13 protein-coding genes and 2 tRNA genes are annotated in these 13790 nt (G+C 40.5%); 7 read left to right on the top strand and 8 right to left on the bottom strand.

Annotation, left to right across the window (positions count from 1 at the left end):
* Positions 1 to 74: 74 nt before the first annotated feature.
* Positions 75 to 884 (bottom strand): SDR family oxidoreductase, encoded by an 810-nt coding sequence (locus tag ACQY4U_RS11920; RefSeq protein ID WP_428329635.1) that lies wholly within the window; start codon positions 882 to 884, stop codon positions 75 to 77.
* 16 nt (positions 885 to 900) lie between these two features.
* Positions 901 to 1617: a DUF92 domain-containing protein gene (locus ACQY4U_RS11915; RefSeq protein WP_428329634.1), complete on the bottom strand. Its 717-nt coding sequence runs from the start codon at positions 1615 to 1617 to the stop codon at positions 901 to 903.
* A gap of 51 nt (positions 1618 to 1668) precedes the next feature.
* On the opposite strand from ACQY4U_RS11915, the gene ACQY4U_RS11910 reads away from it, so the two are divergent.
* Entirely contained in the window at positions 1669 to 2355 is a 687-nt protein-coding gene (locus tag ACQY4U_RS11910; protein ID WP_428329633.1) for a class I SAM-dependent methyltransferase, read from the top strand.
* 141 nt (positions 2356 to 2496) lie between these two features.
* On the top strand, positions 2497 to 3075 hold the full coding sequence (locus ACQY4U_RS11905; RefSeq protein WP_428329632.1) for a YdeI/OmpD-associated family protein: 579 nt from the start codon (positions 2497 to 2499) through the stop codon (positions 3073 to 3075).
* Positions 3076 to 3184: 109 nt separating this feature from the next.
* Here ACQY4U_RS11905 and ACQY4U_RS11900 read toward each other — a convergent pair.
* The 3 genes from ACQY4U_RS11900 to ACQY4U_RS11890 all read right to left on the bottom strand — a co-directional run bounded on the left by ACQY4U_RS11900 (position 3185) and on the right by ACQY4U_RS11890 (position 3998).
* Positions 3185 to 3269: transfer RNA gene (locus ACQY4U_RS11900), tRNA-Leu, on the bottom strand.
* 49 nt (positions 3270 to 3318) lie between these two features.
* Positions 3319 to 3391: transfer RNA gene (locus tag ACQY4U_RS11895), tRNA-Gly, on the bottom strand.
* Positions 3392 to 3506: 115 nt separating this feature from the next.
* Complete coding sequence (locus ACQY4U_RS11890; RefSeq protein WP_428329631.1) at positions 3507 to 3998, bottom strand: regulatory protein RecX; 492 nt, start codon at positions 3996 to 3998, stop codon at positions 3507 to 3509.
* A gap of 60 nt (positions 3999 to 4058) precedes the next feature.
* Here ACQY4U_RS11890 and ACQY4U_RS11885 point away from each other — a divergent pair, with 60 nt between their 5' ends.
* The 4 genes from ACQY4U_RS11885 to ACQY4U_RS11870 all read left to right on the top strand — a co-directional run bounded on the left by ACQY4U_RS11885 (position 4059) and on the right by ACQY4U_RS11870 (position 8362).
* Positions 4059 to 6518, top strand: a complete 2460-nt coding sequence (locus ACQY4U_RS11885) for a bifunctional UDP-N-acetylmuramoyl-tripeptide:D-alanyl-D-alanine ligase/alanine racemase (RefSeq protein WP_428329630.1) — start codon at positions 4059 to 4061, stop codon at positions 6516 to 6518.
* Between the two features lie 143 nt (positions 6519 to 6661).
* Entirely contained in the window at positions 6662 to 7000 is a 339-nt protein-coding gene (locus ACQY4U_RS11880; RefSeq protein ID WP_428329629.1) for a hypothetical protein, read from the top strand.
* Between the two features lie 147 nt (positions 7001 to 7147).
* Positions 7148 to 7681, top strand: a complete 534-nt coding sequence (locus tag ACQY4U_RS11875; protein WP_428329628.1) for a hypothetical protein — start codon at positions 7148 to 7150, stop codon at positions 7679 to 7681.
* An 87-nt stretch (positions 7682 to 7768) separates the two neighbouring features.
* Positions 7769 to 8362 carry a DUF502 domain-containing protein gene (locus ACQY4U_RS11870; RefSeq protein WP_428329627.1) on the top strand — a complete coding sequence of 198 codons (594 nt, stop codon included), beginning with the start codon at positions 7769 to 7771 and terminating at the stop codon, positions 8360 to 8362.
* Here the strand turns inward: ACQY4U_RS11870 and ACQY4U_RS11865 are convergent, their stop codons facing one another.
* Both ACQY4U_RS11865 and ACQY4U_RS11860 read right to left on the bottom strand, forming a co-directional pair.
* Positions 8363 to 9583, bottom strand: coding sequence for a TCR/Tet family MFS transporter (locus tag ACQY4U_RS11865; RefSeq protein WP_428329626.1), 1221 nt, complete (start codon positions 9581 to 9583; stop codon positions 8363 to 8365).
* Positions 9584 to 9617: 34 nt separating this feature from the next.
* Positions 9618 to 10844, bottom strand: a complete 1227-nt coding sequence (locus ACQY4U_RS11860; protein WP_428329625.1) for a TCR/Tet family MFS transporter — start codon at positions 10842 to 10844, stop codon at positions 9618 to 9620.
* A gap of 178 nt (positions 10845 to 11022) precedes the next feature.
* Between ACQY4U_RS11860 and ACQY4U_RS11855 the strand changes: the two genes are divergently transcribed.
* On the top strand, positions 11023 to 12987 hold the full coding sequence (locus tag ACQY4U_RS11855; protein ID WP_428329624.1) for a redoxin domain-containing protein: 1965 nt from the start codon (positions 11023 to 11025) through the stop codon (positions 12985 to 12987).
* Positions 12988 to 13058: 71 nt separating this feature from the next.
* Here ACQY4U_RS11855 and ACQY4U_RS11850 read toward each other — a convergent pair whose 3' ends face one another.
* Complete coding sequence (locus ACQY4U_RS11850; RefSeq protein WP_428329623.1) at positions 13059 to 13766, bottom strand: TIGR00730 family Rossman fold protein; 708 nt, start codon at positions 13764 to 13766, stop codon at positions 13059 to 13061.
* Between the last annotated feature and the right edge of the window lie 24 nt (positions 13767 to 13790).

The following is a 13790-nucleotide window of genomic DNA, read 5'->3' as shown; positions in this document are numbered from 1 at the left end:
ATCCTACTAAAAAAAGAAACCCCATTTCATTTACTTGAATTGGGGTTTCTTTTTAGCAGACTATTTTTAACTCATTAATCAAACTTACAATCTTTCCACAGCGGAACTTTGAACTGGTAATTCAGGGTTTCTGTCAGAAACTTACAAGCAATCTGTTTCCATTCCTTTAACTCATCTATAAACTCCGGCGCAGGCAAACCTGCATTTATGGAAGCAGCCGTGTAAAAATCCTTTTTTGCAGGATGATCCGGCGAGCAGGCATTTATCACGTAACCAAACTGATCCTTTTCAATAAGGGTATTACTTATTGCCACGCAATCACTAAGGTGGATCAGGTTAACAGGTGACAACCCATTTGGAATATCTTTTTTACCCGCAAAAAAACGACCGGGGTGCCTGCCTGGGCCAACTAAGCCTGCAAAACGAATTACTGTAGAACTAAAGTCTGTCGTGTCTTGAAAAAGATGTTCAGCCTGTAATAATAACCTTCCTGCATCAGTGTCTGGCGTTGGGTAATCCAATTCATCCACTATCCGGTTATCATCCTTATATACCCCTGTCGAACTTATATAGATTACCTTTTTAATACCCTGCTTAACGATAGTATGAACTATCCTTTCCATTTTCGGGATAAAACCAATCGTTTCGCCATGCCTTATTTTAGGTGGAATGCTTACTACCAATACATCACACTTAAAAAATCCGGCGTCAAAAGTTTCGCCTTCTGCACTAAAATTTACCGCATAAGGGTCAATACCCAAAGCTGAAAGCTGTTCAAATTTATCAGCAGAGGTTGTGCTGCCCTTAACCGTTAAACCGCTTTTAACTAATGCCTGCCCTAAAGCCTTACCATACCAGCCGCAACCTAAAATGCTAACTATCATTAATTATAATTTCAATTTATTTATCAATAAGACCGAGTATGAAACAAGTCATTCCCCCGACAAACGTATTTAAAAAATTAACTGTATTGTTACCGATCCATTGCCGGCGTTCTAAAGTTGCACCTATTACCGAGTCGGATAAATTACCAATTGCCCCGGCAATCACAATAAAAACAAAGCTTATGTTAAATCCAAATCCAAGCGCATAAATAGTCGCTATCAAAATGGCTCCTGCTATGCCTATTAAAGTTCCTTCCAAACTAATCACACCATCGGGCCCGGGCTGCACTTTTTTAAAACTGATCACATCATAAAAATTACGCCCATAAATTACACCTAATTCCGACGATAAGGTATCGGCGATGGCAGCAGCAAGACTGCCTGCCATCATCAACTGCATCAATCCGGCTAATTGGTTACTATACCAGCTAATTGCCCCGCACATAGCTGCTATACCCCCATTTGCAAGTACCTGCCCGGCGGTACGTTGTCCCTTGCGTTTTTCGGCCACATTCATCCGGAGCTTTTTATTTAATTGCCAGCCGGTTGCTGTTGATCCTGATAAAAAGAATACCGCAAGCATTGCTATGCCGCAAAAACCAGCCCCTTCATATACTAATACCCCGATTATGCCACCTGTTAAAGCACCTTTAACCGTAAGCTTTTTGGTTTTTATGCTCAGCACTACTCCTATTAACAGAAAAATGTAAACCAGGTAATCAAAAGTGTGCATACAACTATAATAGTTGGCCAAATATAAAGCTACTTTATACATTTGCCTTTAATGAACGATATTTTAGGACAAGCCCTGCATGATCATTATCATAAGCTATCAAAAAGCAAACTTTGGATCCATAACCAGTACGGCCCAAAAGAAGAAATGCCGGTTGCCGCCTATTTCAGAAAAGAAATAGACATGCCCGACATTGAGTGGCTTGCCATGGAAAAGTGCGAAGGTAAAATTTTAGATGTTGGTGCCGGTGCAGGCAGCCAAGCCTTGCTTTTACAGCAACAGCAGCAGGATGTTACCGCTATTGATATTTCTCCATTGGCTGTGGCTATTATGAAAGCCCGGGGCGTTAAAAATGCATTTGAAGCCGATATATTTACTTACAAGGCTGAGAAGTTTGACACCCTGTTTTTATTGATGAACGGCATAGGCTTAGCCGGAAACATAGAGAACCTGAAAAAGCTTTTGAGCCACCTTAAAAATTTGATGAACGAAGGTGCGCAGCTTATTTTTGATTCATCGGATATTGCCTACCTGTACGAGGGAGAAGAACTACCGAAGCATAATTACTACGGCGAGATCAACTACCAGTACGAATATAAAAAGCAAAAAACAGAATGGTTCCCCTGGCTTTATATTGATGAAAAAACCATGCAGCAAACCGCCGGAGCAGCCGGGTTTAACATGGAAGTATTATTAGAAGATGAGTTTGGGCAGTACCTGGCAAGGCTTACTTTGTAAGTTCCTCAAGTACTAAAACTTCACTTTAAAAAACTTAGGGCGTAACCTCTTATCATTTTAGCCTAAGCCCATTTGCTTTTACTCTTTAAACAAGTGATATTTGGATAACACGGTAAACCATTTAAACCAATTCCATTAACGATGAATCCTAAAGTTGATTTCTTTTTCAATAAATCCAAAAGATGGAAGGAAGAATTAGAAAAATTAAGAGGGATCGCCCTTGATTGCGGACTGACGGAGGAATTGAAGTGGGGTGTTGCTTGTTATACTTTAAATAAAAGCAACATCGTTTTAATACACGAATTTAAAGACTACTGTGCGTTTTTGTTTTTTAAAGGGGTTTTGCTAAATGATGCCAATGGTATGCTGATACAGCAAACGGAGAATGTACAGTCGGCCCGGCAGATCAGGTTCACTAACGTTGAAGAGATAGTTGAGAATGAAGCCTTGTTGAAAGCTTATATTTTTGAAGCTATTGAGGTAGAAAAAGCCGGCTTGAAAGTTAATTTTAAGAAGGCAGCAGAATTTACCATCCCCGAAGAATTTGAAAGTAAATTAAATGATAACCCGGCTCTGCGAGCTGCTTTTGATGCCTTAACCCCCGGGCGACAAAACGCTTATAACCTTTATTTTTCAGCACCCAAACAAGCCAAAACCCGCGAAGCAAGGGTTGAGAAATGTATCCCACAAATTCTGAATGGTAAGGGATTGAATGATTAGTGTGCCAGCAGATAAGAAATAGATATAAGTCCCCAAAGCTATAAAAGGTCATAAAACAACAAAGCCTGGTATTTTCATACCAGGCTTTGTGTCGATTTTGTTTTCTAAGTACTCAGAGCGGGAATCGAACCCGCACTCCGTTTACGGGAACAGGATTTTAAGTCCTGCGTGTCTACCAGTTCCACCATCTGAGCAGGCGTATAAACCTTTTAACAATAAATCCCTTCTTGTGGAAGGGATTTGAGCGAAAGACGAGATTCGAACTCGCGACCCCGACCTTGGCAAGGTCGTGCTCTACCAACTGAGCTACTTTCGCGTTGGTTATTTTTTCCGTTTTCCTTTGGTATTCGTTAACCGTGTACCTCTTGCGATTGCGGAGTGCAAATATAGACAGAAAAGCATATTCCGCAAGGGGTAGATTGTATTTTTTTTCATTTTTTTAATAAGTCGCTGTCTTTCAAAACAAATAAAATCAAATCACTCTCATATCCCCGGCCCAAAGCATACAATTGCAGCTTATATTTCCGTTTGTAGGCATCCTTTTCGGTTACAGTAGCTGCTTTTTTGGTCAAAATCTTTTGCAGCATCTGTAAATAGTCGTCATCGGGTATGGTCATCAGCGCTTTTTTTATCAAAACATCGGGTACTTTTTTAAATTTAAGGCCCTGTTTTATCTTGATCTTGCCCCAGCCCTTCTGCCTGAACTTTCCTATGGCATACGCTTTTGCAAACCGTTCTTCATTTAAAAAATTATCGCTTATCAGTAAACTGATAATATTTTCAACCGCGCTTGTCCATAACCCCCATTCATACAGCTTATCCCTAACCTCCTGTTGTGAGCGGTCCTGGTAAGCACAATAATGTTCAGCTTTTGCCAGGGCAACCTTTTCGTCAGTTATTTTATTTACTTTGGGTTGATCCATTTAAAAGCCAAAAATCGTTAAAAATTCTTCTATTGACAGAAATATAAGCAATTTCGTGCCATGCTCAGCTATCAATACACTATAACATCAATTCAGCAGATCATCAATGCCGGCGGATCAATTGTAAAGGATCAACCCATCAGTACCCTGTTAACTGATAGCCGCCGTATAAATAACCCAACAGAAGCCCTGTTTTTCGCCCTAAGCGGCCGAAGGAACGGCCATGAGTTTATTGCCGAAGCCTATGCCGCAGGCGTACGTAACTTTGTAGTAAAGCAAGGCCCCGAAATAAAGGTACCCGAAGCTAATTTTTTAATTGTTGAGGATGTACTTGAGGCATTGCAAACCTTAGCGGCCTATCACCGCAGCCGTTTTGATTTAGATGTAATAGGCATAACCGGCAGCAACGGCAAAACCATTGTTAAGGAGTGGCTTTACCAGTTATTGGCCGCCGATAAAAACATAGTTCGCAACCCAAAAAGTTATAACTCACAAATTGGGGTACCCCTTTCTGTATGGCAGATCAGCGAGCAAAACGATCTGGGCATATTTGAAGCAGGGATCTCTACCGTTGGCGAAATGAGTAAGCTGGAGGCTATTATAAAGCCCACCATCGGCGTGCTTACCCATATTGGCCCCGCACACGATGAGGGCTTTAAAAACCGCAGACAAAAAGTAGCCGAAAAACTTACGCTGTTTAAAAATTGTCGGCTGCTTATACATAATTACGACGAGCTTATAGACCTGCAAGACGAAATTGCGGTTAAAAACTGTTTTACCTGGAGTACAAAATTCAAGCAGGCTGATCTGTACGTGTTCAGCGAAACGGTGATCTCCAAAAACTTTTATTTAAGAGCCAAATATAAAGGCAACGAGATTGAGTGCCTTATCCCCTTTTTGGATGAAGCATCTATCGAGAATGCTATAGTTTGCTGGGCATTTATGCTGGCAATGGGCTACAGCCCTGCCGAAGCTGATAAACGGATAGAGCGGTTAAGTGCCGTAAGCATGCGCCTGGAGCTTAAAACAGGCGTCAATGATTGTTCGGTTATTGATGATTCATACAATTCAGATATTCAGTCGTTAGAGATAGCACTCAACTTTTTAAATCAGCAAAATCAGCATAACAAAAAGACCTTGATCCTGTCGGATATATTCCAGTCTGGCTTGCAACCCGATGTTTTGTATCAACAGGTGGCCGATATGATCCGCATAAAAAAGGTGGATAAGTTTATCGGTGTGGGCGAAGCCTTAAATAAATACCAGGACTACTTTGAGGTAGCCGAAAAATACTTTTACCCGGATACCTCCATAATGCTGCAACACCTGCGGGCCCTTAATTTTAAGGAAGAAACCATCCTGATAAAAGGTTCGCGCAGCTTTGAGTTTGAACGCATCAGCCGCGTACTGGTGCAAAAGGCCCACGAAACGGTAATGGAGATAAACCTTAATGCGCTGCTCAATAACCTTAATTTTTACCGTTCAAAATTAAAACCTGGGGTTAAAGTGATGGCAATGGTAAAAGCATTCTCGTACGGTAGCGGCACTTTTGAGGTGGCTAACATCTTACAATACAACAAGGTAGACTATTTGGCCGTAGCCTATATTGACGAAGGTGTTGCCCTGCGCAATACCGGCATCACCCTGCCCATCATGATCTTAAACCCCGAGGCATCGGCGTTTGATAAATTAACCGAGTATAAACTGGAACCTGTTATTTACAGTTTTGGCCTGTTTGACGATTTTATAAAATATGCACAGGCCAAAAATGTGCTCAACTACCCTGTTCACCTTAAAATTGATACGGGTATGCACCGCCTGGGTTTTGAAGATTTTGAGATAGAAACCCTGTGCGACCTGTTGGAGAGAAACCGGTATGTGCACGTGCAGTCTATATTCTCGCACCTGGTAGCCAGCGAGGCTAAACAGCATGATGACTTTACTTTAAAACAGATAGCCAATTTTGAAAAAGCATTTAAACAGGTAGAGAAAACCTTGGGCTATAAGGTAACCAGGCACATCTGTAATACATCGGGCATTACACGCTGGCCAAATGCCCATTATGATATGGTAAGGCTGGGCATAGGCTTATACGGGGTAGATCTGGCAACAGCTGATGATACCGGACTGCAGCCCATAGCCAGTTTAAAAACCAGCATAGCCCAGGTAAAAAAGGTTAAAGCTAACGAAACCATCAGTTACAGCCGCAGCGGCAGCCTGGTTAAAGACGGTAAAATAGCCACCGTACGCATTGGCTATGCCGATGGATATTTACGTGCCTTTGGTAACGGCAAAGGTAAAATGATGGTTAGGGGTGTTATGGCGCCAACCGTTGGCAATATCACTATGGATATGTGTATGATTGATGTAAGCGGCACCGACGCACAGGAAGGCGATGAAGTGATTATATTTAACGACCAGCACCGCATTGAAGAACTTGCCATACAGATTGGCACTATCCCCTACGAGATTTTGACCAATGTATCGCAAAGGGTAAAAAGGGTGTATTTTTATGAGTAGAAGGTTGTGGTAGGATAGATTTTTGTCTTCATTAAGATCTATAATTTTCAATAAAAGAAATCTATACTTTAAATACAAGAATGGGTTGGGGATAGAGCTTTTAATTAACTTTATACTTAGCATTAAAAAATCAACAGAAAACAATGGATAATAAGAGATTTTTAGAACAATACAATGGCATAGTTACACGGATACAATTAGTTGAAGAAAATGGCAACCGAATAAACTATATGTTTGAATTAGAGTCATTGAAAGTTAATGTCAAAAAAAGCAATGACGATGAATACACTACGTCACTAAACATCGGCGACAAATTTCATTTTACCGATAAACATTTTGAGATTACAGGGATTAGAACTTCATTTAAAAACAAAACGGATGTTGACTGGATGGACTACGGAACAAATGTTTATGGAATCGACGAATTGCTACCTTTTAGCTTCACTGTCACCTACGTTGTAAAAGAGATAATCACTAAATAATTAACTAAATTTTTGCATTCCAAGTATTATATTATATGTAACCTCAACCTTAAACGCGCCTGCTGTATTAAGGATTAATTTGGATATGTTTCGTTTTAAGTTATAGCTTTTAAATAATATTCAGACAATTCAAAATAAATAACTCCCATGGTGAATTTTTTCAAACAGCTATTTTCAGCAGGTCGCAAGGAAGAAAGCTCCGAAGCTATATTATTGTTAGAAGGATATGACACGTTTGAAACTGCCCGGAAACTTGAATTGGAAGAGAATATGGAAGAAGCTCTTAAATATTATGATATAGCAATAAATGGAGGATTAAACAGGGCTTTAAGCCCACAAGCATTTATTTTACAAAAGCTTGATTATGATTTTGAAGCTATTGAAGCTTTTACAAAAGCAATCAGTAATTCACCAAAAGATTCAAATATATTTTTCGGCAGGCATCTATCAAAAAGTAAAATAGGCGATATTGAGGGAGCGATTGAAGATATTAAGCAGGCAATTCTATTATCTAAAACAAATAGTCATCTTAACAGAGAATATGATACTGAAGTACAAAAGCTTGGTTACCCAAACATTGAAACATTCTATAAAACTTACCTGCTGAATGTTGAAATGGATATTGATTTAACTATGCAACAGAGGGAGAAACTTAAAGCGAAAAGGAAATATAGGTCATAAGTTCTTTTTAATTCTAAAAATGGTCTTTTATTTAATTTTTTTTACCAATCTAAAAGAATGTACTTTTGAATTGAAGGCAATAGCAAGATGAAAAGGATATTCAGGGCATTATTAAATTATTTTGTAAAGGGGCTACTGATCGTAGTGCCTTTAGGTGCTGCCTTTTTGCTGATATTTTGGGCGGTACGCAGTATTGATAACGCACTGAACCTGAGTGCCGAGATATGGACTGATAAAGCCGGGAAGCCTATTTACATACCGGGCCTGGGTATTGTTAACGTTATTGTAGTTATCCTGATAGCGGGTATACTGGTTACCAACGTAGTTACCGATCCTATTAAACGCTGGTTTAACCGATGGCTCAACAGGTTGCCGTTGTTCAAATTCCTGTATTCATCCATTAAAGATCTTACCGAAGCCTTTGTGGGTGAGGAAAAGAAATTCAATGAGCCTGTATTGGTGGAGATCAATGAATTTGGACTAAAAAAAATAGGCTTCATGGTTCAGAAAGATCTTTCGGCTTTAAACCTGCCGGGCGAGGTCGCGGTTTACTTCCCCCTGTCCTACTCTTTTGCCGGGCAGGTGGTAATTGTATCGGCAGACAAGGTAAAACCGATAGACAAAAGCGCTGCCGACATGATGAAGTTCGTGATCTCGGGCGGGGTAAGCGGTTTACATTGATCAGATCCGTTTAAAGCTTCGCACGGCAAAAAATGTACTGATCAGCATTAAAGCTGCCGCCAAAAGATATGCCGCCCCCGGGAAATAAACCAACGAATTTTTATGGGTAAAGTAGGAAAATATATAGCTGAAAATTAGCGGCCCTATAATTACACTTAAACTGCTGATGATGGTGATGGCTCCCTGTAACTCCCCTTGCTCATTCGGCGCTACCTTGCCTGTAACAAGGGCCTGTAAAGCCGGGCCAGATATGCCGCCCAAACAATAAGGGATCATAAACAGGTACATCATCCAGCCTTGGTTTGCAAAAGCTATCAGCGTTAAGCCTATGGCATAAAATATCAGCCCTGCTATGATATTTTTTTGCTGCCCAAATTTGGGGATGGTATAACGTATTAAACCGCCTTGTATCCCCACTAAAAGCACTCCTATAAAAATACCGAGGGTACCTACACTGCTCAATGTCCAGTTAAATTTTTCAAACAGGAAGAAGGATAACAGGTACTCCACCGCTTTCTGGCCGATATATACCAAGGTGATAGCACCCAATAAGCCGGCTAATGCAGGTTGTTTGGTAAAAACCCGCAACAAGGCACCTAATGGATTAGCACGTTTCCACTCAAATCTCCTGCGGTTTTTAAGGGTCAAAGATTCGGGTAAAACAAATAAGCCGTATAAGCCATTTGCAAAAGCAAGCCCTGCCGCCGCCATAAAAGGTATTTTTATATTGATGGCTCCTAAATAGGCCCCTAAGGCAATCCCTATAATAAAGCCAAAGCCCGAAGCTGCCCCTACCAAACCAAAGTTAGCCGCCCTTTTGTCACCGGTACTAACATCGGCAATGTAAGCTGTGGCGGTGGCATTGCTTGCGCCGGATATACCTGCAATAAACCTGCCCACAAATAACCAGGCTATAGTTGGCGCAAAGGCCATAAACATATAATCAATACTAAAGCCAAATAAAGAGATCAGCAAAACCGGGCGGCGGCCGTACCTGTCGCTCAGGTTACCCAATACCGATGCAAATACCAATTGCATGGAGGCGTATACAAAAGTTAACCAGCCGCTGTATTGTGAGGCTACACTGATATTGATATGCCCTAAGGTTTGCAGTAATTTAGGCATCACCGGGATAATGATACCCAAACCCAATACATCAATAAAAATGGTTATAAATATAAATCCCAGCGCAGCTTTTTTGTGTTTAGGTTCCTTGTCCATTCAAAATTTAAATAAAAGATGGGCGCTAAATGTTTTAAACAGCCGGAATTATATTTTTCTTAAAGCTGCGTACAGCAAGTAAAGCACTTAAAAGCATCAGCAAAGCACCAATAACAAAAGGTGCACCCGGAAATTGAAACAGTGAATTAGGCTTGGTGAAATAGTAAAAAGACTCCGTCATTACCAGCGGCCCAAATATGGAACTGATGCTCATTAAACTGGTTAAGCTGCCTTGCAGTTCGCCCTGTTCATTAGCAGGTACGCTGTTGCTCATATAACCCTGTATAGCAGGGCCAGCTATGCCACCCAAACAATACGGAACCAGGAAGGCAAACATCATCCATCCCTTTGAGGCAAAAGCGAAAAGCAGTAATCCGCCGGCATATAAAAGCAGGCCTACCCAAATACTTCGTTCGGGTCCTAATTTAGGCAGTATCACCCTGATCAATCCGCCCTGTACAATAGCTACCATCAATCCTACAAAACCTAACGAATAGCCAACCCAGTCTTCGTTCCAGTGAAATTTATCCATCGTGTAAAAAGTCCACACACTTTGCACGGCCTGTGCCGCAAAATATACCAGGAATAAGGAGGCAGCCAAACCAATAACTGATTTATATTTTTTTAACTGGATTACGGATCCAAACGGATTTGCTCTTTTAAGGTCAAGCGGTCTGCGGTTTTCAACCGGCAATGATTCCGGCAGAATAAAGTAACCGTAAGCTGCGTTAATAAATGCCAGGCCGGCTGCTGCTATAAAAGGATAATGAACATCATACTTACCCAGTATACCACCCAATACCGGGCCTATTATAAAACCTACACCAAAGGCTACCCCGATCATCCCGAAATTTTGCGCCCGTTTTTCAGGTTCGCTAATGTCAGCAATATAGGCTGAGGCCGTAGTAAAGCTGGCCCCGGTTATACCCGCTATGATGCGCCCAACAAACAACCACCAAATGGTGGGTGCAAATGCCGAAAACAAATAATCAACACTAAAACCCAGCAGGGAAAAAAGCAATACAGGCCTGCGGCCAAATTTATCGCTCAGGTTACCGATTAAAGGAGCAAAAAGAAACTGCATACCTGCATAAGCAGCCGTAAGCCAGCCCGCATAGCTGGATGCATCGCTAATATCACCTTTTATAAGGTGTTCTATCAGCTTAGGGATAACCGGGATAATTATCCCGAGCCCTATTACATCAATTAATAAAGTGGCAAAAATAAAGCCCAGCGCTGCCTGCTTTTTGGGTTTGTGCATAGCCTGCAAAATAAAAAATATAATGTAACATTTTCACATAATAATTTGGAGATAAATAAACAATTAGTAACTTTAACTAAACTATTAGTTGCAATAGATACTGACCTGCAACTACCTAACCTTATTGTGTTTATCAATTTATAAATACAGTTCTTTAACCTTTAAAAACAACCGCACAATGAAAAATTTAAAAATGCTAATGGTGCTGCCGGCATTGCTGGCAATCCATACTATTGCAAAGGCGCAGACGGAGTCTCATCTTAAATTATCAGCCCCTTACCCGGCACCCGGCGAAAAAATCACATTTACTTATGATCCTGCGGGAACTGCAGTTGAAGGGAAAAAAGATATTGCAGCAGCAGTTTATTATTTAGATAACAAAGATTTTCCGGTTGCTGACATAAGCCTTAAAACAAGCGGTAAATTATTAAACGGCGAAATAGCCGTACCAGCTACAGCTAAAGCATTTTTTATTAAAATAAGTGCCGATGAGCAAGTTGATAATAACAACAAAGAAGGTTACATATATTTAGTTTATAAAGACAAAAAGCCTGTTGAGGGTGCTTATGCTGCTAAAGCCTACCTGCTATCCAGCGGAATGGGTGCCTATTTTGCGAAAACAAAAACCGATGTACCCGAAAGCATAGCGCTTTATAAAAAGGAATTTGAGCTATATCCGCAAAGCGAAAAAGAATACCAGTCGGCTTACTACATGATGTTGAGCCGTACCCCTGAGTATAAAGCCACCGTAAATGAAAAAATCGGCACGCTCGAAAAAAGCAACGATGAAAAGGACCTGATATTAGCATCCAGCTTGTTATGGATGAGCAAAAATGTAAAGGGAGCCGATTCATTAAATACCATTATCAAAAGCAAATTCCCCGATGGAATTGCCGTTAAAAATGAATTAGGCACGTCCTTTTCCCGCGAAAAAGATCTGGCTAAAAAAGATTCTATCTACAATGTTTATATCACAAAATACCCTGAAAATAAAACGGATAAAAACCCTATACAGGAAAATTTCAGATTGCAGTTGGCAGCTGCCTATTTAACCAAAGGCGATATTGCTAATTATAACAAGTATGCCAGTCAGGTAAAAGATAAATCAAACCTGGCCATGAGCTTAAATAATACAGCTTATCATTGGGCAGAAAAGGATGAACATTTGGATGATGCCGAAAAACTATCCAAACAATCATTAGATATTTTAAGTGAAAAGATAAGCAACCCGGTTGGAGCACCCTACAGTTCAGCATCGCAGGTTAAAAAGAACAACGAGATGAGCTACGATATGTATGCTGATACCTATGCCTATATCCTGATTAAGGAAAATAAATTTGCTGAAGCATTAAAATACGAACAACCTGTTCTTGACCATTCCAAAACCATAGATGGTGAAATTTATGAGCATTATATAATGATATTAGCTGGTTTAGGCCATTATGATAAAGTAAAAGAATATAGCGAGATTGCCATTAAGGCCGGGCAAGGTACCGCAACAATAAAAGAAGACCTGAAAAAGGCTTACGTTAAAACCAAAGGCAGCGAAAACGGCTATGATACTTATTACGCAGCTTTGGAGAACAACGCCAAGCTTAAAGCAAGAGAAGAACTGGCTAAAACTATGATCAACAAGGCTGCTCCCGAGTTTGCTTTGAAAGATTTAGATGGTAACATAGTATCATTAAAAGATTTAAAAGGAAAAGTTGTTATTGTTGATTTTTGGGCTACCTGGTGCGGCCCCTGCAAAGCATCCTTTCCTGGTATGCAGTTAGCGGTTAATAAATACAAGGATGATCCTAACGTTAAGTTTTTATTTGTTGATACCTGGGAAAATGGTGATAGTTACCTTGATGGGGTTAAGAAATTCATTGCCGATAATAAATACACTTTCCATGTTTTAATGGACGAAAAAAATGGCGAAGGCAGGCAGGCTAAAGTGGTAAGTGCTTACGAAGTAACCGGTATACCAACCAAATTTATTATTGACAAAACCGGAAATATCCGCTTTAAATACATCGGCTACGCGGGCACCCCCGAAAAACTGCTTGACGAAGTAACCAACATGGTTGATATGGCGAATAATCCGGATGGTTATGCTGCTGCGCAAAAAGCGGGTAGTTCAAAAGCCGGGAGTAAATAAATAAAAAGCCATCTAACAAAAAAAGAGCGGTCAGTTTAAAACTGGCCGCTCTTTTTATATAAATGAATTGCTTAAAAGTTTGGCTTAAGCACATACTTATCATAAAAACGGAATATATGCTCTGCGGCTTCTTCGGCAGTATCAACAACGCGGTAAAGCATCAGGTCGTCAGGGTGAATGTTATGCTCCTGTTCCAGCATTTTTTCTTCAACCCAGTTAAATAAACCTTTCCAGTAATCAACGCCAACAAAAACAATTGGGAAACGGGCTATTTTCCCGGTTTGTATCAGCGTAATAGCTTCAAACGATTCGTCCATTGTACCAAAACCACCCGGCAGGATAATAAACCCCTGCGAGTATTTCATGAACATTACCTTGCGGATAAAAAAGTAATCGAACTCAAGGATTTTATCCCTGTCAATGTAGCGGTTATGAAACTGCTCAAAAGGCAGCTCAATGTTTAAACCTACTGATTTACCACCGGCCTCATAGGCTCCTTTATTGGCTGCTTCCATAATACCGGGCCCACCGCCTGATATAACGCCATATCCACGTTCTGTAAGCAATCGAGCAGCGTCCTCGGCAAGTTTATAATACTTATTATCGTTTTTGGTACGTGCCGAACCAAAGATGGAAACACATGGGCCTATCTTGGCTAACTTCTCAAAGCCGTCAACAAATTCGGCCATTATTTTAAATATCTGCCATGAGTCTGTTACCTTAATTTCCTGCCAGTTCTTGTTCTCAAATGCCTGTCTTATTTTTTCTTCACCTGTCATGATCTCGTATAAAGTAGTATATAA

The organism is Mucilaginibacter sp., from assembly GCF_965277465.1.
In the GTDB taxonomy this organism is placed as follows: Bacteria; Bacteroidota; Bacteroidia; order Sphingobacteriales; family Sphingobacteriaceae; genus Mucilaginibacter.
This window is presented reverse-complemented; position numbering and strand designations above follow the sequence as displayed.